Source organism: Peribacillus sp. YIM B13472, assembly GCF_042788005.1.
GTDB lineage: Bacteria > Bacillota > Bacilli > Bacillales > DSM-1321 > Peribacillus > Peribacillus simplex_E.
The window spans coordinates 75,232-98,976 of record NZ_JBHZPG010000005.1; the positions used below are offsets into that span (position 1 = coordinate 75,232).

24 protein-coding genes are annotated in these 23,745 nt (G+C 42.6%); 14 read left to right on the forward strand and 10 right to left on the reverse strand.

Features of this window, described 5'->3' with window-relative positions:
- The first annotated feature begins 93 nt into the window (after positions 1 to 93).
- On the forward strand, positions 94 to 1,293 hold the full coding sequence (locus ACFX4I_RS05755; RefSeq protein WP_377419599.1) for a class I SAM-dependent rRNA methyltransferase: 1,200 nt from the start codon (positions 94 to 96) through the stop codon (positions 1,291 to 1,293).
- Positions 1,294 to 1,379: 86 nt separating this feature from the next.
- Here the strand turns inward: ACFX4I_RS05755 and ACFX4I_RS05760 are convergent, their stop codons facing one another.
- Positions 1,380 to 2,051 carry a lysoplasmalogenase gene (locus ACFX4I_RS05760; protein ID WP_377419601.1) on the reverse strand — a complete coding sequence of 224 codons (672 nt, stop codon included), beginning with the start codon at positions 2,049 to 2,051 and terminating at the stop codon, positions 1,380 to 1,382.
- Between the two features lie 135 nt (positions 2,052 to 2,186).
- Positions 2,187 to 3,449 carry a dicarboxylate/amino acid:cation symporter gene (locus ACFX4I_RS05765; RefSeq protein ID WP_230300242.1) on the reverse strand — a complete coding sequence of 421 codons (1,263 nt, stop codon included), beginning with the start codon at positions 3,447 to 3,449 and terminating at the stop codon, positions 2,187 to 2,189.
- 166 nt (positions 3,450 to 3,615) lie between these two features.
- Between ACFX4I_RS05765 and ACFX4I_RS05770 the strand changes: the two genes are divergently transcribed.
- The 3 genes from ACFX4I_RS05770 (at position 3,616) to ACFX4I_RS05780 (ending at position 5,926) form a co-directional block, all read left to right on the forward strand.
- A complete protein-coding gene (locus tag ACFX4I_RS05770; protein ID WP_230300243.1) occupies positions 3,616 to 4,422 on the forward strand; it encodes an alpha/beta fold hydrolase in 807 nt (268 codons plus the stop codon).
- Between the two features lie 282 nt (positions 4,423 to 4,704).
- Positions 4,705 to 5,460 carry a threonine/serine exporter family protein gene (locus ACFX4I_RS05775; protein WP_230300244.1) on the forward strand — a complete coding sequence of 252 codons (756 nt, stop codon included), beginning with the start codon at positions 4,705 to 4,707 and terminating at the stop codon, positions 5,458 to 5,460.
- A gap of 16 nt (positions 5,461 to 5,476) precedes the next feature.
- Positions 5,477 to 5,926, forward strand: coding sequence for a threonine/serine exporter family protein (locus ACFX4I_RS05780; RefSeq protein ID WP_230300245.1), 450 nt, complete (start codon positions 5,477 to 5,479; stop codon positions 5,924 to 5,926).
- Between the two features lie 114 nt (positions 5,927 to 6,040).
- Here ACFX4I_RS05780 and ACFX4I_RS05785 read toward each other — a convergent pair whose 3' ends face one another.
- Positions 6,041 to 7,579: a solute symporter family protein gene (locus ACFX4I_RS05785; RefSeq protein WP_063234262.1), complete on the reverse strand. Its 1,539-nt coding sequence runs from the start codon at positions 7,577 to 7,579 to the stop codon at positions 6,041 to 6,043.
- A gap of 14 nt (positions 7,580 to 7,593) precedes the next feature.
- Positions 7,594 to 7,932 carry a DUF485 domain-containing protein gene (locus ACFX4I_RS05790; RefSeq protein WP_377419603.1) on the reverse strand — a complete coding sequence of 113 codons (339 nt, stop codon included), beginning with the start codon at positions 7,930 to 7,932 and terminating at the stop codon, positions 7,594 to 7,596.
- A 268-nt stretch (positions 7,933 to 8,200) separates the two neighbouring features.
- Here ACFX4I_RS05790 and ACFX4I_RS05795 point away from each other — a divergent pair, with 268 nt between their 5' ends.
- The 9 genes from ACFX4I_RS05795 to ACFX4I_RS05835 all read left to right on the forward strand — a co-directional run bounded on the left by ACFX4I_RS05795 (position 8,201) and on the right by ACFX4I_RS05835 (position 16,975).
- Complete coding sequence (locus tag ACFX4I_RS05795; protein WP_377419605.1) at positions 8,201 to 9,151, forward strand: efflux RND transporter periplasmic adaptor subunit; 951 nt, start codon at positions 8,201 to 8,203, stop codon at positions 9,149 to 9,151.
- Between the two features lies 1 nt (position 9,152).
- A complete protein-coding gene (locus ACFX4I_RS05800) occupies positions 9,153 to 9,893 on the forward strand; it encodes an ABC transporter ATP-binding protein (RefSeq protein ID WP_377419607.1) in 741 nt (246 codons plus the stop codon).
- Positions 9,820 to 11,010: an ABC transporter permease gene (locus ACFX4I_RS05805; protein WP_377419609.1), complete on the forward strand. Its 1,191-nt coding sequence runs from the start codon at positions 9,820 to 9,822 to the stop codon at positions 11,008 to 11,010. The genes ACFX4I_RS05800 and ACFX4I_RS05805 overlap by 74 nt, the downstream gene beginning before the upstream one ends.
- A gap of 110 nt (positions 11,011 to 11,120) precedes the next feature.
- Complete coding sequence (locus ACFX4I_RS05810) at positions 11,121 to 11,792, forward strand: response regulator transcription factor (protein ID WP_377419611.1); 672 nt, start codon at positions 11,121 to 11,123, stop codon at positions 11,790 to 11,792.
- Between the two features lie 10 nt (positions 11,793 to 11,802).
- Positions 11,803 to 13,041: a sensor histidine kinase gene (locus ACFX4I_RS05815; protein WP_377419613.1), complete on the forward strand. Its 1,239-nt coding sequence runs from the start codon at positions 11,803 to 11,805 to the stop codon at positions 13,039 to 13,041.
- A gap of 170 nt (positions 13,042 to 13,211) precedes the next feature.
- A complete protein-coding gene (locus ACFX4I_RS05820) occupies positions 13,212 to 13,472 on the forward strand; it encodes a hypothetical protein (protein WP_377419615.1) in 261 nt (86 codons plus the stop codon).
- Between the two features lie 327 nt (positions 13,473 to 13,799).
- Positions 13,800 to 14,984 carry a NupC/NupG family nucleoside CNT transporter gene (locus ACFX4I_RS05825; RefSeq protein WP_283932430.1) on the forward strand — a complete coding sequence of 395 codons (1,185 nt, stop codon included), beginning with the start codon at positions 13,800 to 13,802 and terminating at the stop codon, positions 14,982 to 14,984.
- Positions 14,985 to 15,138: 154 nt separating this feature from the next.
- Positions 15,139 to 16,098, forward strand: coding sequence for a peptide-methionine (R)-S-oxide reductase MsrB (gene msrB, locus ACFX4I_RS05830; RefSeq protein ID WP_230300252.1), 960 nt, complete (start codon positions 15,139 to 15,141; stop codon positions 16,096 to 16,098).
- A 22-nt stretch (positions 16,099 to 16,120) separates the two neighbouring features.
- Positions 16,121 to 16,975 carry an STAS domain-containing protein gene (locus tag ACFX4I_RS05835; protein ID WP_309519591.1) on the forward strand — a complete coding sequence of 285 codons (855 nt, stop codon included), beginning with the start codon at positions 16,121 to 16,123 and terminating at the stop codon, positions 16,973 to 16,975.
- A 64-nt stretch (positions 16,976 to 17,039) separates the two neighbouring features.
- On the opposite strand, the gene ACFX4I_RS05840 is transcribed toward ACFX4I_RS05835, so the two are convergent.
- The 4 genes from ACFX4I_RS05840 to ACFX4I_RS05855 all read right to left on the reverse strand — a co-directional run bounded on the left by ACFX4I_RS05840 (position 17,040) and on the right by ACFX4I_RS05855 (position 21,228).
- Positions 17,040 to 18,692: a glutamine--tRNA ligase/YqeY domain fusion protein gene (locus ACFX4I_RS05840; RefSeq protein ID WP_230300254.1), complete on the reverse strand. Its 1,653-nt coding sequence runs from the start codon at positions 18,690 to 18,692 to the stop codon at positions 17,040 to 17,042.
- A 312-nt stretch (positions 18,693 to 19,004) separates the two neighbouring features.
- Complete coding sequence (locus ACFX4I_RS05845; RefSeq protein WP_283932429.1) at positions 19,005 to 19,745, reverse strand: amino acid ABC transporter ATP-binding protein; 741 nt, start codon at positions 19,743 to 19,745, stop codon at positions 19,005 to 19,007.
- Between the two features lie 11 nt (positions 19,746 to 19,756).
- Positions 19,757 to 20,422, reverse strand: coding sequence for an amino acid ABC transporter permease (locus tag ACFX4I_RS05850; protein WP_076368450.1), 666 nt, complete (start codon positions 20,420 to 20,422; stop codon positions 19,757 to 19,759).
- A gap of 26 nt (positions 20,423 to 20,448) precedes the next feature.
- Positions 20,449 to 21,228: a transporter substrate-binding domain-containing protein gene (locus ACFX4I_RS05855; RefSeq protein ID WP_230300255.1), complete on the reverse strand. Its 780-nt coding sequence runs from the start codon at positions 21,226 to 21,228 to the stop codon at positions 20,449 to 20,451.
- Positions 21,229 to 21,703: 475 nt separating this feature from the next.
- Here ACFX4I_RS05855 and purU point away from each other — a divergent pair, with 475 nt between their 5' ends.
- Positions 21,704 to 22,606, forward strand: coding sequence for a formyltetrahydrofolate deformylase (purU, locus tag ACFX4I_RS05860; RefSeq protein WP_230300256.1), 903 nt, complete (start codon positions 21,704 to 21,706; stop codon positions 22,604 to 22,606).
- 55 nt (positions 22,607 to 22,661) lie between these two features.
- On the opposite strand, the gene ACFX4I_RS05865 is transcribed toward purU, so the two are convergent.
- The gene (locus ACFX4I_RS05865) at positions 22,662 to 23,321 is read right to left on the reverse strand and encodes an SIMPL domain-containing protein (protein ID WP_377419618.1); all 660 of its coding nucleotides are present in this window, start codon (positions 23,319 to 23,321) and stop codon (positions 22,662 to 22,664) included.
- A 140-nt stretch (positions 23,322 to 23,461) separates the two neighbouring features.
- Positions 23,462 to 23,656, reverse strand: a complete 195-nt coding sequence (locus tag ACFX4I_RS05870; RefSeq protein WP_063234246.1) for a YwbE family protein — start codon at positions 23,654 to 23,656, stop codon at positions 23,462 to 23,464.
- Positions 23,657 to 23,745: the final 89 nt, after the last annotated feature.

A 23,745-nucleotide genomic window follows, 5' to 3' on the forward strand; every position in this document is an offset into this window, starting at 1 on the left:
ACCAGCCTGGTTAAGGAACCGGGCTGGTTTTTATTTATAAAGGGAATAGGGTAAAATGGGGAGGATAGCATTTGCATAGATAGGATGATATATATGGGAAAAGAAATAAATATAAAAGTGAAAGCTAAGTTCGTGAGTAAAATCGGCAAGGGCTTTCCCTTGATTGTTAAAGAGTCGATAGCCAACCTTAATGACCTTAAGGAAGAGGGGTCCTTAGTGCGTTTGGTGGATGAAAACAACCGCTTTTTGGCAAAAGGATATTATGGGAAACAGAACAAGGGCTACGGCTGGGTATTGACCCGAAGAGAAAATGAAAAGATCGATCAATCCTTCTTTAACGGCAAAATCCAGGCGGCATATGAATTTCGAATGTCTTTTTTTGAAGATGGGGACACTACAGCTTTCCGCTTGTTTAATGGGGAAGGTGATGGAATTGGCGGTTTAATCATTGATCATTATGATGGTCACTATGTCATTAGCTGGTATAGCAAAGGGATATATTCCTTTAAAGACTACATCATTAAGGCATTGCAGGAAACGGTCGAGGTCAAATCGATTTATCAGAAGAAACGCTTTGATACAAAGGGGCAGTACGTGGATGAAGACGATTTTGTCATGGGTGAACAGCCGGCATTTCCGCTTCTTGTCAAGGAGAATGGAGTCCATTTCGCTGTTTATCTGAATGATGGGGCAATGGTCGGTGTCTTCCTTGATCAACGCGATGTCAGAAGGAAAATCCGGGATGAATACGCAAAAGGGAAAACGGTGTTGAATATGTTCTCTTATACGGGGGCATTCTCAGTGTTTGCCGCTTTAGGCGGTGCTGTTAAAACAACTAGTGTCGACCTGGCGAATCGCAGTTTACCAAAGACGATCGAGCAGTTCAGTGTGAATGGAATAGATCCCGAAGCTCACAATATCGTGGTGATGGATGTTTTCAAATATTTTAAATATGCAGTGAAGAAGGCTTTGAAATTTGAAATGGTCATTCTCGATCCGCCCAGCTTTGCCAAATCGAAGAAGTTCACTTTCAGTGCCGGGAAAGACTATACGAATCTATTGAAGGATACCATCTCCATTACGGAAGATAATGGGGTCATTATCGCCTCAACTAATTGCAGTACGTTCGACATGAAAAAATTCAAGAACTTCATTGATGTTGCTTTCAAGGAAATGAACGGAAAGTATGAGATCATGGAACAATTCTCATTGCCTGCTGATTTTAAAACAATTCCGGAATATAAGGAAGGGGACTATTTAAAAGTAGTCTTCATTAAGAAAATTTCAGGTTGAAAAAGGGCGTCCAAAGTTCCATTAGAGCTGAGGATGCCTTTTTTTATGAAAAATTGTTTCATGTGAAACGAACGGAGATTCGGAATTCAAAGGTTTGGCCGTTCACTTTTCAAGCCTTTCGATAAATGGAAAGAAGGTTTCCAGCGAATGCTGTTAGCGATGCAAAACTGGGCTGCATAGTAGGTAAGCATGATCAGTGGATTAGAATAGGCAACATCATCGATGAATTTGTTCCAAGATAAAATGGAGTCGGAAATCACAAACAGGACCCCGCCGATGATTGCGGCCGCATTTCCGGTCATGAATGCCGCCCAGCCCATGAGGGAGATGACCGTTACATAACAGATTACAGGGATGATGAGGTCATGTTCACCTTTTTCAATTAAAGAACGTACAATTTCACGGCCAATCCAAGTGGAGTAAATGCTAATCGGAAGAATCGTCGCAAATCGAAGCCATGAAAAGGTCCACAGTCTAAAGAATGCCGAAATATAGAAAAGGTGGCCGATCAAGAAGGCACAAAGCCCGATGACGAACCAGATTAACAAACCATCTCCAAGCATGCAAAAGAATAAACCAAGAAGTATGAAGGATTGGTAACGATCCCGTCTTCCCACATTTGTGCAGGCGTAGAGCAAAATCAATATCATGGGGATGACCTTGAACATTATTTTAATGATTAAAGGATCTTCCGGTATAAAAAAAATATATATTAGTCCCGTGATAAGGATTGCGGCAGGTAAGCATTTCATTAACATTCAATTCCCTCCTTCAATCTTTAATTCTATGTAAGGGCAAGGAACCCCTTGTCAATAAAAGTACTGTTTGAAAGAAAGTCGTCAAAATGAAAAAACTGACTCCTGATTAACCAAGAGTCAGTTCAATTATAAGAATCATACAGCTTCTTTAATGAATGCTTGTTTTAACCAGTTTTTCCCCTCAACAAGCCTTGTGACAAGCATGGCACAAACCGTGTTTCCTGTTGAGTTAAGCAGTGTAGCAGGAGCATCGATAATCGTGGATATAACGGCAATGATCGGCAGGACTTCAACAGGGAAGCCGAATACACTAAGAATCAGCATTTCCCCAATCATGCCGCCCCCAGGAATGGCACCCATAACGGCTCCAACCAAAAAGGCAACAGCCAGTATACTTAAAATGCTAGATATGCTTGTCATATCCTTTCCAAATAAGCTGAATAGGAAAACAATTTTCAATACCCCGCCGAATACCGAACCATCTTTATGAGTGTTGGCTCCGAGTGGGATGACAGTCTCGGCTATATCCTTAGGCACGCCCATTTTCTTGACTGATTCCAGATTGACTGGAATGGAGGCGGCACTGGAACAAGTTGCAATGGCTGTAATGGATGGTGTCAGGGCATTTTTCCAAAATAGTTTAACTCCATCTTTCCCGCCTGCGATAAAGGCATACAAAGTGAAGAAGCCGAAATAATAAATCAAGGCCAAGAATAGATAAAGAATGAAAGTGCGAGCGTAGCCTTCTAAAATCTGCGGCCCAAGCTGCCCGATTATCGCCGCAAAATAAGCACCAAGCCCAATTGGAGCATAGTACATGACGATTTTGACGACCTTCATCATGACAGCTGTACCCGCTGTCAAAAACTCGGTGATCGGTCTTGCTTTCTCACCGACCAGTGCAGTGGAAAGTCCGATTAATACTGAGAAAACGATAAGCTGAAGCATATTGCTTCTGGAGAACAGTTCTGGAAAATCGGACACAGTTACTGTGTTGACCAGTTGACTGAAGAAAGAAACTTCTTCGATCGTCTCTTCAGAGGAACTGTTTTCCATCAGTTCTTTAATGGCTGTCGTATCTGTGCCTTCCAAGGGATTGACGATGGTTGTCCCAATAAATCCAATGACGGCAGCCAAAGCGGCTGTTGTCAGGAAAACGAGAACGATACTGCCCATGATTTTTCCGAGACGCTTCATTCCGCTCATATTGGCAATCGCTGAAGCAATGCTGAAAAATACCAAAGGCACGATGATCGTGAACATCAGATTTAAGAATAAGTCCCCTAGCGGCTGTATGACCGAAGTTTTTTCCCCAAAAACCACGCCAGCTATCCCACCGATAATAATGGCAGTGAGTAATATTAAAGAGGATCGATAGTTTTTGATAAAGCTCTTCATTAAATTTCCGTCCTTTCAGGATGAAGATATCAATAAAAATATACTTCATTATCAACTCTAAAATGAGGTTTGACAATATTTTTTTAAAGGAAGGAATGTTAAAAGGAGAAATGCAATAAATAATAATAGGGAATGGGATGTGAAAAAATAGTGAAGGAGGGATAGGATGGCATTTATTGAGGTGGAAGAGGGCGTTCAGTTGTTTTATGAAGAAAAGGGCCAGGGAAGACCGGTTATTTTTATTCATGGTGTGTGGATGAGCAGCCGGTTCTTTAAAAGGCAGCTTCCGTACTTTTCAGAAAAATATAGAACGATTTTACTTGATTTAAGAAGTCATGGCCAGTCAAATCATGTACATTACGGAAATACGGTCTCCGTTTATGCAAAAGATCTTCATGCATTCATAGGTAAACTGGGATTAAAGGATGTCATACTTGTAGGCTGGTCCATGGGGGCATTTGTCGTCTGGGACTATCTTAAGCAATTCGGTGAGGAAAATATACATTCAACCGTGATTGTGGATGAATTGGCCTCTGATTTTAAGTGGCCCGATTTTAATATCGGTGCATTTGATATGGACACGTTGATTGCCTTCATGAATGAAATTCAAACGAATCGTGCCCCATTTTTACAAAGCTTCCTTGCTTCCATGTTCAACAATGAATTATCTGCAGAGGATGCAAGCTGGATGCTTGGGGAAGTGACCAAGATGCCGGAATCCATTGCCAGTAGCATTCTATTTGACCAATCGATTGTGGACTATCGTGAATTCTTGCCAAAAATCAATATTCCGACACTTCTCTGTTTTGGAAGGCATGAAAAAGTCATTCCTGTAGCAGCAGGGGAACATTTGCATGAAAACATTCCGAATTCCAAACTAGTAATCTTTGAAGATAGTTGCCATTGTCCATTTATGGAAGAAAGCGATTTGTTTAATGAAACCGTGGATTGCTTCATTCAAAAGGGCGTATAGTCGTACAGGATATGAAAAAGGGGATGCAGGGTTCGTGCTCTCATTCCTTTTATTTATGGTTATAAATCAAATCTTTCTGTTAACTAAACGGTTTCGGCAAGAAATAAAGGGAATACTGGTACTAAGGAAGTCAGTAGTGCCGGTTAATGGAATTGATAAATTAAATAGGTAATATTTTTATATCCTTTTCACGGGAATTGGGCTATTATGAGGTGGATTTAACTGTATGATCGTTATCTGTTATTGAGGGAAACTCATGCAGGAAGTGATGGAGAGGATAAAATGGATGATCGTTTACCATACAATGAAATTATAGATGTATGTTTACTTGCGGGAAAAATCATGCTTCAGAACGGAGCGGAAACATCAAGGGTGGAAGATACGATGGTAAGAATCGCTGCAGCGTTTGGATGCGGTGACTCACATAGTTTTTCGACCCCTACAGGAATTATTTTTTCGCTGGATGGTATGCACCCAGCTTCAAAATTAATTCGAGTTTCCCAACGATCTACAGATTTACATAAGGTGACGCTGGTCAACAGTATATCCCGAAGCATTTCCAGCAAGGAATTGACACTGGAGGAAGCTTATTTACAGTTAAAACAAATCGAAAAGGCCGGGATGGGGTATCCCATGTGGGTACAGGTCTTTGCTGCATTTATAGCGAGCGGCTGCTTTTTAATCATGTTCCAAGGCCAGTGGAATGATTTCATCTGGTCCTGTATAGCTGGAGGAATGGGATTCTCATGCCTGCTTTATTTGCACTGGTTACTGGAAGTTCGTTTTTTTGCTGAATTCATTGCCTCTTTAGTCGTAGGTTTAGCAGCTATGTTCTTTGTCCAGATTGGAGTCGGAAGTCATTTGGACACGATAATCATCGGAGCGGTGATGCCGCTTGTGCCGGGGCTGTTAATTACGAATGCAGCCAGGGATTTAATTGCAGGACATTTGGTTTCGGGCCTATCCAAGGGTGCTGATGCAGGTTTGACTGCTTTAGCCATTGGGGCAGGAATATCTGCTGCGTTTGTTTTCTTATGATTTTAGGGGAGGAAGAATGATGATTGCACAGCTTATTACAAGTTTCATTGCCTCAGCCGCCTTTGGAGTCATCTTCAATGTACCAAAAAAGTCATTGTTACAATGTGGTTTCGTAGGGATGTTAGGGTGGATCTTATACTTTTTTCTTGTTGAAAATGAGATAAACAGCATCATTGCAACATTAGCGGCTGCATTTATCGTTGCTGTTATCAGCCAGTATTTTGCTAAAAGGTATAAAACGCCGATCACGATTTTCAATGTATCGGGAATCATCCCCCTCGTGCCTGGAGGTTTGTCGTATGATGCGATGAAGCACTTTGTCGGAAATGATTTTTATGTTGCCGTTCAGTTGGCCGCCAAGGTCTTCATGCTGGCTGGTGCCATTGCGATGGGGCTGATCTTTGCAGAAGTCATGAACCAGTTAGTAACTAAGTACAATAGAAGGAAGTTAAGATTGAGAAGGTAGAGGGATTATTTTAAAACCTTCCTGATAGATGTTTCTAAATAAAGAGAAAGGAGAGCAGGCTGAACCCTGATCTCCTTTCTCTTTTTAATATTTTAAAATAATAAGTAATCTAGCTTATATAGGATCTTTCATCCCAGTGTTGGCAGTAACCAAAATCTCGTCGAATTTTTTGGCATCAGCTTTCTTGCTTGACAGAAGAGTTCCGACGATGGCTGCGATAAAACCAATCGGGATGGAGATGATGCCTGGATTGGCAAGCGGGAATAAAGGCTCCCCAACGAATATTGCCGCTCCCTCCACCGGTGACCAGACATTGGGACTTAGGAACACAAGCAATAAAGAACTGACTAGTCCAACTATCATGCCCGTGACAGCCCCAGCTGTGTTAAAACGTTTCCAGAATACCGTGAAGACAATGATCGGCAGATTGGCACTGGCAGCGACGGCAAAGGCAAGTGAAACAAGGAAGGCGACATTCATGTTTTGGGCAAATAAGGCAAGGATGATGGAAAGGACGGACACTCCGATGGATGCCCAACGAGCAGCAACGACTTGTTCCTTGTCAGTGGCTTGACCTTTCCGGATGATGTGGCCATAGAAGTCATGGGCAAAAGCAGATGCTGCCGATAGAACGAGGCCTGCAACAACCGCTAAAATGGTAGCGAAAGCAACTGCAGAGACGAAGGCGAACAGGAAGTCGCCCCCAATGGCTTCGGCAAGCAGCGGAGCAGCCATATTCCCGGCCGCATTCGCGGCTATGATTTTGTCGTATCCAACAAAAGCTGCCGCTCCAAATCCCAGGAAAATGGTCATTATATAAAAGATGCCAATGATCCAAGTGGCATATACTACGGACTTTCGGGCTGTGATGGCGTCTTTCACCGTAAAGAAACGGATGAGGATGTGAGGAAGTCCGGCTGTACCGAGTACAAGCGCTAAATTAAGGGATAAAGTATCCAATGGATCCTTGAATTTGTTACCGGGGTTGAGGAAATCCCCGCCCAAAGGAGTGGCTGTTTTCATCTGCTTGAACATCTCGATCACGCTAAAGTCAAATTTCGCCAACACGATGATGGAGATGATGAATGTACCTGCCATCAATAAAACGGCTTTAACGATTTGGACCCAACTGGTGGCCGTCATACCGCCAAATACGACGTATACGGTCATTAAAATGCCTACAATGATGACGGAGTAAAGATAATCAATTCCAAGTAAGAGTTTTATAAGGGCACCTGCACCGACTAATTGGGCGATCATATAAAAAGTTGAAATGGAAATGGTGTTAAGGGCAGCGACCCCGCGTACTTTCTTTTCATTGAAACGGGCAGCGATCATGTCCGCCAATGTATACTTGCCAAGGTTTCGGAGCGGTTCGGCCACGATATAAAGAACGACCAGATACGCAACCAGAAAACCAATGCTATAGAAAAAACCATCAAATCCAGAGAGTGCGACCATGCCGGCTATCCCCAAAAATGAGGCAGCGGACATATAATCTCCCGCAATGGCCCAGCCATTCTGCCAGCCGGTAAGGCTGCTGTCCGCCGTATAAAAGTCCGCGGTCGTTTTGGTGCGCCGTGAAGCAAAATAGGTAATGACCAATGTTAGCCCGACAATGATAAGAAATAATATAAAAGCAAGTATATTCATTGTGAATTCACCTTTTATCCTTTCGCTTCTTTAACGATTTTTTCCACTAAATGGTCAAATGTCGCAGCTTTTTTGGAATAGAGGATGCATAATGTCCAGGTCATGATAAATTGAGCGAAAGCAAAAACCCAGGCCCAGCTGATTGCCCCGAAAGCAATTGAGTTAAGAACTTTAGAATAGGAAGTTAGTATGGGTAGGGTGAAATAAAAGACCATGAAAAAGATGGTTAGCGGGACGATGAAATTGCGTTTTTTCCTTAAGAGTTCTTGAAAAGAGTGTGATTGGACGATCTTGGTGTAGTCCGCGGAAGCGCTTAGCTTGGTTTCCTTAGCGATTGAATCGTTTGATGCCAAGTTGGTTCCCCCTTCATCATTATTGATTTGGATTTCATTACCAATTTACGATAACAGTATCAGTATATATTTTTCAGAATATATTGTAAATTTAAATGCTGAAATTAAATCTTTTTTCGTTCGACATAGTTTTAATTTTTACGTACAAGCAAGGAAGTGTGCTGTATAAACGAAAGATCATGGAAATCAAACGCATGGCCATTAAGGAAAAGTTAATCTTCTTTCACGATACTGGTTTCAACGAAGGAAATCTGAAAGGAGAAAAGTGATGAAAAAGTTGATAATGATATGTACGGTTTTAGTGCTGGCGATTGGGGGATGTGCTTGGTTTTTCATGAAGGACAATGCTGAGCCTGTAATTGCAAGGTCGGTGACCGCTACAGTTGAAAAGGGAGATCTTGAAGTTCAAATAAGCGGTTCCGGATCGGTCGCCGCAATCAATAGTGAGGACATCACTTCCTCTGTAACGGGTGAGGTGGATGAAGTTCTTGCAGAGAAGAATGAATTGGTTGAGAAAGGTGATGAACTTATTACCTTCACGGATGGAAGTGACCCGATAACGGCCCCATTCGATGGTACCGTTACAACAATGGATGTGGAAGAAGGGGATCGCGTATCAAGCAGTGAAGTGTTGGCACATGTTACGGATTATAAAAAATTGAAAACCACGATCAGTGTTGATGAATTGGATGTTCCAAGTGTTAAAAAAGGACAAACAGTTGAAATTAAAGCCAGTGCTTTTGAAGATGAAACGTTTACGGGGGAAGTGACCAGTGTAGCAAAGGAAGGTACATATGAGAATGGAGTTTCTTCGTTCGATGTCACTATCAAAATTGACAAACCCGGCGATATAAAAATTGGGATGTCGACTGAAGTGAGCATTTTGACGAATAGTGTAAAAGATGCTTTATATGTCCCGATTGAAGCAGTCCAAATGGACGGTGAAGAGAAATATGTAAATATACAACAATCCGGTACAACTGAAGGAAATGCTAGTACAAAGACAATGGTTGAGACTGGAATCAGCAATGATAGGTATATTGAAATAACTTCGGGTCTTGAAGAGGGCCAGTCTGTTTCCTTGCCTATTACCATCAATGAAAGCTCAACTGGCAGTGGCGGCGATGGAATGAGGGGAGGCCAAGGAGGCGAAATAAGAATGCCGAGCGGCGGGATGCCAAGCAGTGGCGGAATGCCAAGCGGCAAGGGAGGTCAGTGAAATGGCAAAACCCATCATAAAAATTAAGAACATGTCAAAATCATATGAATTAGGCGGTGAAACGGTTAAGGCACTTCAAGACGTCTGTCTCACAATCGATAAAGGCGATTTCATTTCGATCATCGGACCTTCTGGGTCAGGGAAATCGACGTTCATGAATATGATTGGCTGCCTTGACAAGCCTGACGTAGGTGAATATCTTCTTGATGGAAAAGAAGTGGAAAAGATGAAGGATAATGAGTTAGCTGCCATTCGTAATATTAAAATAGGATTCATCTTTCAAAATTTCAACCTGTTGGCAAAACTGACAGCGTTGGAGAATGTCGAACTTCCCCTGGTTTATAGAGGGGCAAGCGTGAAGGAAAGAAGAGAAGTGGCCAATGCGTGCCTTGATATGGTAGGCCTGAGTGACCGGAAGAATCATCTGCCGACCCAACTGTCGGGCGGACAGCAGCAAAGAGTTGCGATTGCAAGGGCACTTGCCGGTAACCCTCCCGTTTTATTGGCGGATGAGCCGACGGGGGCCCTGGATAGTAAAACGAGTAAAGAAGTGCTGCAGATGCTGAAAGAATTGAACGAAAAGGGACAAACAATCATTCTTATAACCCATGACTTGGAAGTGGCAAAAGAAGCGACTCGTGTCGTCCGGATACAGGATGGTCAGCTATTTGAAAACGGAGGTGAGTGGATTGAACCTGAGCGAATCAATGAAGATGGCTATACGCAGTATCAAAACCAATAAAGTCAGAGCATTTTTAACCATGCTTGGGATCATAATTGGAGTTGCCTCCGTAATCGTTCTGGTTTCGATCGGGCAGGGTTCTTCACAGTCCGTTCAGGATGAGATCAATAGCCTGGGAACGAACCTGATAACGGTAAGTGTCATGGATACCGACTCCGTAGAGCTGACGGATGATACAATTGAACAGTTTAAAGAGCTGAACGGGATATCGGAAGTGGCGCCTGTGGTCACCGGACGCGTTTATGCAAAAAACGGAGAAGCTACGGCACAGGTTTCAATGATCGGTGCAACTTCATCCTACTTATCAGTTAGGGATCTGGAGCTCAGACAAGGGCGGTTTTTGACGGATATGGAAACGGAATTACGCTCTAAGGTCGTTGTTCTGGGGTCAGATACAGCCAACACGCTTTTTGAAAATCAAAACGCTGTGGACCAGAACGTGCTCATCGGCGGTGTTTCCTATCGTGTGATCGGTGTGCTGAAATCGGTAGGGACCTCAATGGGATCGAGCGGGGATGATGTAATCATTGCACCGATCACCACTGCCGAAAGGGCTACAGGCAGCACGACAATCGGAACCGTATATTTAAAAGCGGAGAACGAGAATATCATAGATGGGGCGATGTACCAGGTACAAGGTACGATGACCACATCATTCCCAGAACAGAGTGATAATTATTCGGTGTCCAATCAAGAAGATCTGATGGATACAATGAGCTCTGTGTCGGATACGTTCACACTCATGCTTGGCGGTATTTCCAGTATTTCGTTACTGGTGGGCGGAATTGGAATCATGAATATCATGTTGGTTTCCGTATCAGAGAGGACGAAGGAAATCGGGATAAGAAAAGCTATTGGGGCAAATCGGAAATCGATTCTTCTTCAGTTTTTAATTGAAGCGATGGTCCTGAGCTGCTTAGGGGGATTGTTGGGAGTTGGTATTGGATTGGGAATCGCAAAATTGATTTCAGTCTTTTCAAGCTTAACGATCAGTTATTCATGGTCGGTAACACTGTTTGCCTTCTTATTCTCCATTTTAATCGGGATAATGTTTGGCGTATTTCCTGCCAATAAGGCATCCAGGTTAAATCCGATCCAAGCACTGCGTCACGAATGAACATTCAATTTGAAAGAAAGCAGGCGATTAAAAGCCCGCTTTCTTTTGCATATGAAAAAGGATAAAATCAACATATATATCACAATTGAGGCGGTTGGGAGGTACCCTGCATGAAGGTTTTGGTGGTAGAAGATAATGTTTCATTATTAGAATCGATCCGACAGATTTTGACGGATGAATATGAAGTGGATACAGCGGATAATGGGGAAGATGGGCTATTCATGGCTCAGCAAAGTATATACGATATCATCATTTTGGATGTAATGCTTCCAGGAATCGATGGATTTGAAATCGTACGGAAAATCAGGGAAGCAAAAATAGATACAAGTGTCTTGTTTTTGACGGCAAAAGATGCCCTTGAAGATCGTGTCAGGGGATTGGAAATGGGTGGCGATGATTATTTAGTCAAGCCGTTTCAGGCACCGGAACTTAAGGCCAGGATTCGTGCCCTGCTTCGAAGGAGTGGCATTATATCGCTTGAGCAGCATGTGAAATACCGTAATATTGAACTGTTGGAAAAAGAAAAGGATATTTTGGTTGATGGAATGGTCATTAAAATGACTTTGAAACAGTTTGAATTACTGGAATACCTAATTCAAAATAATGGGAAAATATTGACCCGTGAGCAGATTTTCGACCGCATTTGGGGGTTTGATTCAGATACGACGATTGCCATTGTGGAAGTGTTCATCCATCACCTTAGAAAAAAATTGGAACCTTTCAATTATCATAAAGATATTCAAACCGTTCGGGGTATTGGCTATATGCTAAAACAACCATAAGGGGATCATTATGTTCCAAAAAACACGGCTTCAACTAACATTATTGAATTCTATCGTCTTTATTGTTTTAATAGCCATTTTAAGCAGAACGATTTATTTCTATACGGAAAATCAGATCTATAAGGATGTCAATGATTCACTTAATAAGGATTACAGGGGTTTCAATAATGGGGGCATGCCAGGCGGACGTCCGCAAGGTGAGTTTCTCTTAGGTCCGGGACCAAGCGTCATCGTTTGGGGACCGGATGATACGATCATTGAGCCAAGACTGAGTGTAGACAATTTTTTTAAGGTCAATGAACAACAATTTTTCCCTAAAACTTTTGATGAGATTGAGGAAATATCGGTGAATGGATACACGTATCGGGCCCTTTCCACCAAGGTCGATACGGGGTACGGAGAGATGGCCGTACAATTCATCAGGAATGTGGATACAGAAAAAGAAATGCTCGATCGCTTGCTGCTCATATTGTTTGTTGGTGGAGGAATTGGAAGTCTAGTGGCGGTGGGCGCTGGCTATCTTCTGGCAGGACGGGCCTTGATCCCGGTCAAGAAATCCTGGGATCAGCAGCAGCAGTTTGTCTCGGATGCTTCACATGAAATTCGAACGCCGCTTGCTGTCATTCAATCGCGGGCTGATTTGCTATTTCAATCACCGAACGCGACCATCGAGGAAAAAGCCGTTGATATATCCATCATTTCGAAAGAAGTCCGGCGATTGAATAAGCTTGTTAACGGACTATTAACCTTGACCAGAACGGATTCGAATCAAATGGAGGTTAAGAAATCGAACTTTTTCCTTGATGACTTACTTATGGATATCGTGGAACAGTATACGGATATCGCTTCTTTTCAAGAGAAGTCAATCATTAGCCATGCTCCCGAACAGGTAGTGTTTCATGGTGATAAAGAGAGAATTCATCAGCTATTGGTGATATTGGTGGACAATGCCATGAAATTTACTGAAGAAGGCGGGGAGATTTCCCTATCCTGCATCAAGAATGCCTCATCCATCATTCTTACTGTGGAGGATAATGGAAAAGGCATTCCGCAGGAAGATCTCCCCTTGATTTTTAACCGTTTTTACCAAGTGGAGCAATCCCGTTCAGCAAATGAAGGCTCGGGTTTAGGTTTATCCATTGCCAAATGGATTGTAAATACACATCAAGGGAACATCAAGGTTACAAGTGAACTGAATGAACGCACCCGTTTTGAAATCACTTTTCCAAGAAATCAAAGGAAAAATTAATCTACCTTTAGATAATCATCTTATAACATTAATTTTCGGAGGAGAAAACCATTGATGAAAAGACTTGGTAAGTTACACCTTTTGGTTGGAATATTGGCCTCGGTCCTTTTAATGGCCCAAGCATTCATCGGGATCATGATGTATGTGGAGGGCAGCGGCAATGAACCCGTGTGAATCGACTGGCGATGATGGGTCAGCCTGCCGACCGCAACACAACAGAATCGGCTAATAGCAGTGCGGCGACCGATGATTCAACTGCGGAAACGGCATCTATTGATACACAGGGCAATATGGGGACAACTCCCCAAGGCAGGCCTAATGATTTTGGAACGCAAGGAGAGATGCCAAGCGGTGGGGGTTTCCAAGGCAGAGACTCTTTTGCAGGGAAATTTATCGACTTTTATGCAGGCGGCTTGGCTGCATCATCATAATCTTTGTCATTGGAGGCTTTGGATTAGTCACATCGGTGATATCCAGAAAAACAGCTGCCTAAAAAGTCAATACTATTTGAGGAAAAAGAAGGTTCCTATCGAAGGGGAGCCTTCTTTTTTAATTCATGAAAGCCATTATTGTCACTAATTGTTATTTTAAAAAAGGAAATAATAATTGCACTTAAAAAAATATTAGTTTAATATAAACTTCTAGAGAGGTACGTACATGTATTTTGGATAAAAGAGAAAACGTTTGCATAATTTTTTTGAGGGTAACCTACTAGTAATGCACGATCATAAAATTCACCCTTAGTGGAGGCAGAATATATGAAATTTCTGATTGCAATTTTAGGGCTGCTTATTGTTTTTGGACTAGCTTTATTAGCCAGCAGTGACCGGAAGAAAGTTAAAATTAAACCGATCATCCTCATGGTGGTCATTCAGCTTATTTTAACTTATTTATTATTGAATACGAAGTTTGGTTTAGTGATCATCAATTCGATTGCCGATGGTTTCGGAAAACTTTTAGAGTGGGCAAATGAAGGGATCACCTTTGTATTTGGCGGGATTGTAAACGAAGGAGCATCGCCATTCTTTTTAAATGTCCTTCTTCCAATCGTCTTCATCTCGGCATTAATCGGGATTTTGCAGCACTTCAAGATCCTTCCGTTCATCATGAAGTGGATTGGATTCCTTCTAAGTAAGGTGAATGGGATGGGTAAATTGGAGTCTTACAATGCGGTTGCATCAGCAATAGTGGGCCAATCCGAGGTTTTCATAACCTTGAAAAAACAACTCGGTGCCATTCCGCCATCTCGCATGTATACGCTTTGTGCATCAGCCATGTCAACTGTATCGATGTCGATCGTCGGTGCATATATGACGATGATTGAACCAAAGTACGTTGTGACGGCAATTGTTATTAACATGTTCGGTGGTTTTATCATTGCATCCATTATCAATCCTTATACCGTAACGGATGAAGAGGATATTCTCCCTGTTGAAGAAGGGGCAGAGAAGCAGTCTTTCTTCGAAATGCTTGGGGAATATATCATGGATGGATTTAAGGTTGCTATCACTGTAGCAGCGATGTTAATTGGTTTCGTTGCTTTAATTGCAGGAATCAACAGCGTATTCGACATGATCTTCGGAATCAGCTTCCAAGACATCATGGGGTATATCTTTGCACCGTTTGCCTTTATCATGGGTGTACCGTTATCAGAAACCGTGACTGCTGGCGGAATCATGGCGACGAAGCTGGTAACCAATGAATTCGTTGCCATGCTGAGCTTAGGGGAAGCATCGGCAGCCTTGAGCGAAAGGACGATAGGGATCGTTTCGGTTTTCTTGGTTTCATTCGCTAATTTCTCATCTATTGGAATCATTGCCGGTGCAGTCAAAGGACTTCATGAAAAACAGGGAAATGTTGTAGCCCGTTTCGGCTTGAAGCTGTTATACGGTGCGACTCTTGTCAGCATCCTATCAGCAATCATTGTAAGTGTGATACTTTAATTAACGGATCTAACACAAAAGGGCACTTGGGTTTACTCCTAAGTGCCTCTTTTATATTTGTACAGCAAAGAGAAAAACAATTTTTGAATTTGAAGGCGTTTGGCTTGCTGATATATAATACATAAAATGACTGGCGTGAAAGGGGAGTTTTAGGATGGCGATGGCTGAAAAAGAAACGGCTATCTTTGCAGGAGGCTGTTTTTGGTGCATGGTTGCTCCCTTTGATGAAATGGATGGTATTATTTCAGTGACATCAGGTTATACAGGCGGTAAATTTGCCGCGCCTAGTTATAAACAAGTGATTACCGGTTCGACTGATCATGTTGAAGCGGTTCAAGTGGTATTCGATCCATCAATCATTTCTTATAAAGCGTTATTAGAGATATTCTGGCGCCAAGTCGATCCTACGGATGACGATGGACAGTTCTCGGATAGGGGAAAGCAATACAAGGCAGCCATTTTCTATCTTAATGAACGTCAGAAACAGGAGGCAGAACAATCGAAGGAAGATTTAATGATGAGCGGGCGGTTTAAGAAACCTATTGTTACGGGTATTCTACCCTCGGGGAAATTTTACGAGGCTGAGGACTATCATCAAGAATTCTATCGGAAAAATCAGTTTCGCTATGCATTGTATCGTAAAGGTTCAGGCCGGGATGCTTTCATTAAAGAAAATTGGCCTAAGGATAATGCACATCTTAGAAAGGCCTTAACGGAGAGCCAGTTTCATGTCACCCAGGAAAATGGCACGGAGCCGCCTTTCGATAATGCTTATTGGGATCACTTTGAAGAAGGCATCTATGTGGATGTCGTTTCTGGGGAGCCTCTATTCAGTTCTCGGGATAAGTATGATAGCGGTTGTGGGTGGCCAAGCTTCACCAAGCCCATCATGTCCGCAAGTGTCAATGAAAAAATGGATCTCAGCCACCGAATGACCCGGACCGAGGTGCGCAGCAGGGACGCCGATTCACACCTTGGACATGTTTTTCCTGATGGTCCAAGTCCTAAAGGCACGAGATATTGCATAAACTCTGCGGCCCTTCGATTCATTCCTGGAAATGAAATGGAGAGAGAGGGATATGGTGACTTATTATTACTTTTTAAAATGAAATAACTAGTGAGATAGGGGAACGCAAATGGATAAACTAGATGAAAATTTATATCGATATATCCTTGATAATTCATCCAAGATTACGGAAAACTGGCTGGCTTTAAGGGAAAAGCAGTCTGGGTCCATCTATTCAATGGACTCCAATGAGGAAATCGAAAAGCTTCTTAGAGAACAGAATACATTGACCTTAAAGACAGTGACAAGTGCTTTACTTGAAGATAAAACTGCTTTTATTGAAACGATGGAGCAGTGGGCCACACTTGTCGCGAAGAGCAGGGTTGAATCGGACACCCCCATTTTTGAAGTGTTGGAAGCGCTTAATAAGGTTCGTGAAACATATTGGGCCTTTATCACTGATTATATGCTAAAGGATTCGGGGATAACGAAGGATACAATCATCCGGTGGAGCCGGCTCATTAATCGTGCATTCGACCAATTGAACCGTGAGTTCACAGAGCAGTATTACCTTTTGACAAAAGAACGACTCCTTGCACAACAGGAGCTGATTAATGAACTGGGCGCACCTGTCATTCCAATTGTTGATGCCATTGCGGTATTGCCATTAATCGGTGAAATCGATACCTATCGGGCAAAGGAAATTTTGAATGCGACTCCAAGCAAATGCATTAGCAAAAATGTCACTCACTTATTCATCGATTTATCGGGAGTTTCCCTTTTAGATACGATGGTTGCCCAACAGATCTATCAATTGATAAGTACCCTGAACCTGTTGGGCATTCAATCGACCATTTCCGGGATTCGTCCTGAAGTGGCCCGGACATCGATTCAGTTAGGTCTTGATTTTAGTCAGGTTTCAACACATAGTACTCTTAAACAGGCCCTTTCCAAGCAAGGGATCAAACTTTATGAGAAAAAATGACATAAAGGTGCAGAGAATGAAAAAGAACCAGATCCCGCTAGGAATCTGGTTCTTTTCTGTGATTCTATAACTTGAATGAACTTTTCAACCCAACGATTTGGTTGAAGACCAAGTGATCGGCCGCAGTGAGTTTTGAATCAACATTATAATAGCCATGCCTGAAGAATTGGAATTTATCCTGAGGTTTAACATCTTTCATGTTCGGCTCGACAAATCCTTGCAAAATTTCTACAGAATCAGGGTTTACCCGGTCCAGGAATGATTTTTCTTCCTCTTCATCATTTTCCTCATCCAAGATTAAAGGCTGGTAGTTGCGGAATTCTGCTGAAACGGCTTGTGAAGCTTCGACCCAGTGCAATGTACCTTTTACTTTACGGCCAGTGAAGCCCGATCCGCTTTTCGTTTCAATGTCGTATGTGCAGCGAAGTTCAATTACATTACCGGCTTCGTCTTTTATCACTTCTTCACATTTAATGAAATAAGCATGTTTCAAACGGACTTCATTGCCCGGGAAAAGTCGGAAATACTTTTTCGGCGGGTTTTCCATGAAATCGTCCTGTTCAATATAAATTTCACGTGAAAACGGGATTTGCCTTGTGCCCATTTCAGGAACTTCCGGATTGACCTCAGCATCCAGCCATTCTATCTCGCCTTCCGGATAGTTGGTGATGACCACTTTAAGCGGATTTAGGATAGCCATAGTCCGTGGTGCCTTCAACTTTAAGTCTTCCCGCACGAAATGGTCAAGCATTTGAGAGTCTACGACACCGCTTGTTTTTGCGACACCAATCTCTTGGCAGAATGCACGAATCGCTTCGGGTGTATACCCGCGTCTCCGCAAGCCTGAAATGGTAGGCATCCGTGGGTCGTCCCAGCCGTCCACGAAGCCCTCATCGACAAGCTGCTTCAGTTTGCGCTTGCTCATTACTGTATTGGTCAGGTTAAGACGGCCAAATTCATATTGTTTTGGCTTGCTTTCCATTTCACAATTTTCAACGATCCAGTCATAAAGAGGGCGTTGATCTTCGAACTCTAGCGTACAAATGGAGTGTGTGACTCCCTCGATGGCATCTTCAATTGGGTGGGCAAAGGCATACATTGGGTAGATGCACCACTTGTTGCCGGTATTATGGTGTTCAGTATGGGAGATACGGTATATGACGGGATCACGCAAATTGATATTAGGCGAGCTCATATCGATTTTGGCACGCAATACTTTTGCACCGTTTTCGAATTCGCCGCTGCGCATCTTTTCAAATAGTTCAAGATTTTCCTCGACGGTTCTATTACGGTAGGGGCTATCTTTTCCCGGCTCAGTCAGCGTTCCGCGATATTCACGGATTTGGTCGGCATTAAGGTCGTCCACATATGCCAGTCCTTTATTGATGAGCAGCACAGCTCTTTTATACATTTCATCAAAATAGTCGGAAGCGAAGAAAAGGTTATCCCAGTCGTAACCGAGCCATTTTACATCTTCCTTTATGGAGTTGACAAACTCAATATCCTCTTTCAATGGATTCGTATCATCGAAACGAAGGTTAGTTTTCCCATTGAAATCATCAGCCACCCCAAAATTCAAAATGATTGATTTGGCGTGCCCGATATGTAAATATCCGTTCGGCTCAGGAGGGAAGCGGGTGATGACATGATCATGTTTTCCGGACTCTAGATCATCTTTTATAATATTTTTAATAAAATTCGAAGAGTTATTTTCCAACTGAATTCGACCTCTTTCATTTATATAATTCTTTTAATTTTACCTGTATATATACCATAAATACAGATATTTTTCCATGTTCGAGCCGGAATCAGGATTTATCTGAAACAATTCATCAAGTATTTAGTTTGTACAATCAGAGCGAAAATATCCCTGAAACTTTGTTCATGTAATTTTGGGAATTATCCATCTCGCGAATATAGAAAACAAAATAAGCAATACAGGAAGTCTCGCCTGTATTGCTTATAATGGTGATTTAGGCTCTAGGACGACGAATTATTCTCGCTAATAGACAGATTTTTAGGATGGAAATCAAAAGACTGTCGTTTGCAAAAATTCTTTTGTCCGCTCTTCTTTTGGGTTGGTGAAGAATTCTTTTGGCGGGCCGCTTTCAACAACCCTCCCATTATGCATGAAGACAATCCAATCTCCAACTTCACGTGCAAAGCTCATTTCATGTGTAACGACTACCATTGTCATCCCTTCCAAGGCAAGTTCCTTCATCGTGGCAAGAACTTCCCCTACAAGTTCGGGATCCAGAGCCGAGGTAGGCTCATCAAATAGTAGGATATCAGGCTTCATAGCAAGGGCACGAGCTATGGCGACACGCTGTTTCTGCCCACCTGAGAGCTTGCTTGGATAGACATCCGCTTTTTCTGATAAGCCGACTTTGGCAAGCAATGCTTTTGCTTCTTCGATCGCCTGGGCCTTAGGGACCTTTTTGACGTGAGTCGGTGCTTCGATGACATTTTCCAATACGGTCATATGCGGGAAGAGGTAGAAATGCTGAAAAACCATTCCGACTTTCTCGCGGATTTTATTAATATCATGGGTACCCGGTTGGATTTCCGTTCCTTCAATGAGGATTTGCCCGCTGTCTTTTTTCTCTAAATAATTCAAACAGCGAAGCAGGGTGCTTTTTCCGGAACCGCTTGGCCCAATCAGACAGACAACATCGCTATCCAGTACCTTCATATCAATATCTTTGAGTACATGAAGGTCTCCATACGATTTATTTAAATTCCTAATGCGAATCATTTCTTTTTGTTCCATTTCAATTCCCCCTATCGATCACTAATGGAAAGTTTCTTTTCGAATAAATTGACGATAATGGTCAGGAATGCCACTAGAATCAAGTAGTAGACCGCTACAATCAGTAAATAAGTCATTTCATCGAAATTATTTGAACCTAACGTAGTTGCCACGTTAAACAGCTCATTCATGGAAATGAAGGCTGCCAGTGATGAATCTTTCAGCCCGATGATGAATTGGTTACCTAGTGGCGGCAATGCGCGACGGAAGGCTTGAGGTAAGATGATCCTTCTTAATGTAAGTGATTTGCTCATGCCAAGGGAGCGTCCGGCTTCCATTTGGCCTTTATCGATGGATTGGATCGTACCACGTAAAATTTCAGAGATATAAGCTCCATTATGGAAGGCCAAGGCAAGTGACGCCGCCCAGAAGTCCGGCAGTAAGAAGAGATTGCTGATACCGAAATAGAGTATGAATATCTGTACGATTAGCGGTGTTCCCCGTACCAGGAATACATATGTATCTGAAATCCAGGCAAGAATTTTTATATTGGAAATTTTTAAAAGTGCAAATAGCAATCCGATGACGATTCCTACCAATATGGAGACTACCGTCAGTTCCAATGTGAGGAGCATGGCTCGGATGAATACGTCCGAGGAGTTAAATAATGTATCAAAAAAATGTGAAAAACTTGGCAATGTAATGACTCCCTTTCTATCAATCTTTATTCAGGCTTGGTTGTGATGTCCTCACCAAAGTATTTTTTGCTGATTTTCGCAAGCGTTCCATCTTCCCGGAGGTTTTCAAGTGCTTCATTGATACGTGCAAGCAGCTGAGGGTTGTCGTTGGGCAGTACGATGGCCTGCTCGCTTCGTTCGATCAATTGCCTTCCTTCGATGTCGAAACCTTCCTTGGCCGCTTCCTTGCCGGTTACGAAGTCGGTGATGACGGCATCATGACGGCCTCCGCTCAATGCTTTCAGGGCGGTGATATCACTGTCATAGGTTTTTACATTGGTTGTATACTTTTCTGCTGTGGTTGCGTACGTGGAGCCTTTAGAAGCCGCAACTTCCTTTCCCTTTAAATCTTCGACCGTTTTAATATCACTATCTGAGCGGACGAAAATTTGAGGACCCGAGTAGTAATAAGGGGTTGAGAATGCAACATGTTTACTTCGCTGTTCATTGATTGTATGACTGGCAACCGCGGCATCCGCCCGACCGGTTTTGACACCTTCCACGATACCTTTGAATTTTATCCGTTTAGGTACTGGCTCCAGGTCCAGTTCCTTTGCTATTGCATCGCCGACCTCAATATCGAATCCGGTTACGGTCATGTCATCATTGACATAACTGAATGGCTTGAATTCGCCTGAGGCAGCGAAAACAAACTGGTCCTTATTGATCAGCTTGCTTCCATCCTCCAGCTGGTCCTTTTCAGCACAGCCGGACAGAAGACCGAGAACAGCCAGAATGGATACAATGAATGTAACTGATGATTTCATGATAATTTCATTTCCCCCTTTGAAAAAAACTAATAGAATGGTCTATACCCTTATGAGGCAGTGAAATAACCTCATTAGTAGGGAAATTAAAACTGAAAATAAAAAAGGGTGTCCAGATCATGCCGACATTTCATTCAAGAATCCCCTTCACTATGCATTTCATAAAGGTTCTCGGCCTTTGCCTTCATTTCCTGCCAAATTATCGGAAATTCCCTAAAATTATGACAATTATTATTTGGCGGAGTAAGAAATTTCAGTTTAGATTCAGCGCTGGAGATGAATTTGAAACAATTCAGGATGATGATTTAGACTTTATCGAAACCCATATTTAATGAATGGGATGGGATAAAACTGGAGAATTTCAAAAAAGGACCATGTTGTCTCCCAACAAAATCCCGTATTGAATGGACTGACTTTAATTTTGCCCATGAATTGAAGTATAATATAGCAAAATAGAAGAAGGGCAGTTGGGAAAATGGTTAGCAACTTTGTGCAAGAACAGTTACAGGAGTTTCGCGAAAAGAATCAAGATAGAGGCCGTTTGATTATAAAGTGTCCGGACCGGCCAGGAATTGTTTCGACAGTTACTGCCTTTCTTAAAGAATATGATGCAAATATTGTTGAATTGAGTCAGTATTCGATGAATCCAGAGGGAGGTACATTTTTCACCAGGATCGAATTCGATTGTCCGGGATTGAAGGATAGGGCAACGGATATGCAACTGGCATTCCAGGAAGTTTCGACAGCATTCTCGATGCAATGGACATTTAACCATGTGAGTGATCTGAAGAGGACGGCAATCTTCGTTTCCAAGGAACCGCATTGCCTTCTGGAATTGCTATGGGAGTGGCAAAGCGGGGATTTATTAGCTGATATTGCGCTCGTCATCAGTAATCATGAAGATACAAGGCAAATTGTCGAATCAATGGGCATCCCATTTTATTACATTCCTGCAAATAAGGATATTCGTAGGGAAGTGGAGACAAAGCAGCTTGGACTTCTGGAAGAATTCAAAGTGGACCTTATTGTCTTAGCTAGGTATATGCAGATATTGACGCCGGACTTCGTAGCGGCCCATCCAAACAAAATCATCAATATACATCATTCATTTTTACCGGCATTCATTGGAGCACGTCCTTATGAAAGAGCTTATGACAGAGGTGTTAAGCTGATTGGGGCGACTTCCCATTATGTGACGAATGATTTGGATGAAGGTCCAATCATCGAGCAGGATATTGAACGTGTGGACCATCGTGATTCTGCTGGGGATATGAAGAAAATCGGTCGTTCAGCTGAACGCAGGGTGCTGGCACGTGCCGTTAAATGGCATTTGGAGGACCGCGTCCTTGTTCATGAAAATAAGACGGTAGTCTTTTAAAGTGAAACCCCCCTTTGTTCACAAAGGGGGGTTTTTAGATGGAATTTAGTGAGTGCTAGTACGTGTATTCAACCCTTACTGAGGCAGTGATGTTCAATTCACCAGGCTGAATCGGGGTAGTCGCCATTTTTGAAAAGGTACTTGTTTGGTAAAGCATCGGTGTTGCCGTTTCAGATAGCTCTTCAACCTTATTAGGGACTGGGTTCAATGAGATTCCTAATGTTCGGGCCATGGAGAGTGCTTTTTCGTATGCATTTTTCAAAGCGAGAGAAAGTGCCTGGTTATAGTATGCATCTGGGTTGGATAAAGAGAAGCGGATGCTGGTGATTGAATTGGCGCCGCTTATGACGGCCGTGTCGATTATGCTGCCTATTTTCTCGATGTCGGTCGTTTGGGCTTGGATAATGTGCTGGACTTTGTAGTTCTTGAACAATTCCTTTCCGTCAATATAATCATATTGCGGATCGATTCTGTAATCACTTGTTTTCAATTGCTCTTCGGGAATACCTGCGGATTTAAGTGATGCGATGACATTTGCGATTGCTTGGGAATTGGCTTGCTGGGCCTTTTGCGGGTCCTTGTCCTCTGTTATGACTCCAAGGGTGATTGTAGCTTGATCCGGAGCGGCAGATAGCGTCTCTGAGCCGGAAACTTTCAATGTATGTTCATCGTTGCGGTAATGAACCCTATCAGCAGGGGGATTGTATTCCTTCATTTTGACACCAGCCTTTTTTAAAAGAGATAATCTCACCCTTATTGTACGAATTATGAACGGGAAACATGATTGAAATATCCCATTGTCATTAATTCGGTCGAATGATCACAAAAAAACACTCGGCCTGAACCGAGTGCGCATTACTTATGAATGACTTGAACCCTGCCAACCTGGCCATCAGTCAATCTTACTTTAATTCCATGGGGGTGAGTGCTGGAGTTGGTCAAAATATCCTTTACAGTGCCGCTAGTCAGTTTTCCGCTGCGTTGATCTGCTTTAAGTACAATGTCCACAGAGGTACCTGGGGTAATGTCCTTCCGATTTTTACCGTTCATTTCAATTCAATCCTTTTCAGAGTTATTTGCAACCATTCAACCGTGCAGTAACTTCAGTATAAGGAAAACAGCGGACCCAGTCGACTATT

Coding starts and splice junctions, on each gene's coding strand:
- ACFX4I_RS05775 (WP_230300244.1), top strand. CDS start 4,705: ATGGATGATCGTTTACCATACAATGAAATTATAGATGTATGTTTACTT.
- ACFX4I_RS05760 (WP_377419601.1), bottom strand. CDS start 2,051: ATGTTAATGAAATGCTTACCTGCCGCAATCCTTATCACGGGACTAATA.
- ACFX4I_RS05785 (WP_063234262.1), bottom strand. CDS start 7,579: ATGAATATACTTGCTTTTATATTATTTCTTATCATTGTCGGGCTAACA.
- ACFX4I_RS05835 (WP_309519591.1), top strand. CDS start 16,121: ATGGATAAACTAGATGAAAATTTATATCGATATATCCTTGATAATTCA.
- ACFX4I_RS05845 (WP_283932429.1), bottom strand. CDS start 19,745: ATGGAACAAAAAGAAATGATTCGCATTAGGAATTTAAATAAATCGTAT.
- ACFX4I_RS05755 (WP_377419599.1), top strand. CDS start 94: ATGGGAAAAGAAATAAATATAAAAGTGAAAGCTAAGTTCGTGAGTAAA.
- purU (WP_230300256.1), top strand. CDS start 21,704: ATGGTTAGCAACTTTGTGCAAGAACAGTTACAGGAGTTTCGCGAAAAG.
- ACFX4I_RS05825 (WP_283932430.1), top strand. CDS start 13,800: ATGAAATTTCTGATTGCAATTTTAGGGCTGCTTATTGTTTTTGGACTA.
- ACFX4I_RS05810 (WP_377419611.1), top strand. CDS start 11,121: ATGAAGGTTTTGGTGGTAGAAGATAATGTTTCATTATTAGAATCGATC.
- ACFX4I_RS05855 (WP_230300255.1), bottom strand. CDS start 21,228: ATGAAATCATCAGTTACATTCATTGTATCCATTCTGGCTGTTCTCGGT.
- ACFX4I_RS05765 (WP_230300242.1), bottom strand. CDS start 3,449: ATGAAGAGCTTTATCAAAAACTATCGATCCTCTTTAATATTACTCACT.
- msrB (WP_230300252.1), top strand. CDS start 15,139: ATGGCGATGGCTGAAAAAGAAACGGCTATCTTTGCAGGAGGCTGTTTT.
- ACFX4I_RS05815 (WP_377419613.1), top strand. CDS start 11,803: ATGTTCCAAAAAACACGGCTTCAACTAACATTATTGAATTCTATCGTC.
- ACFX4I_RS05865 (WP_377419618.1), bottom strand. CDS start 23,321: ATGAAGGAATACAATCCCCCTGCTGATAGGGTTCATTACCGCAACGAT.
- ACFX4I_RS05800 (WP_377419607.1), top strand. CDS start 9,153: ATGGCAAAACCCATCATAAAAATTAAGAACATGTCAAAATCATATGAA.
- ACFX4I_RS05780 (WP_230300245.1), top strand. CDS start 5,477: ATGATGATTGCACAGCTTATTACAAGTTTCATTGCCTCAGCCGCCTTT.
- ACFX4I_RS05795 (WP_377419605.1), top strand. CDS start 8,201: ATGAAAAAGTTGATAATGATATGTACGGTTTTAGTGCTGGCGATTGGG.
- ACFX4I_RS05870 (WP_063234246.1), bottom strand. CDS start 23,656: ATGAACGGTAAAAATCGGAAGGACATTACCCCAGGTACCTCTGTGGAC.
- ACFX4I_RS05770 (WP_230300243.1), top strand. CDS start 3,616: ATGGCATTTATTGAGGTGGAAGAGGGCGTTCAGTTGTTTTATGAAGAA.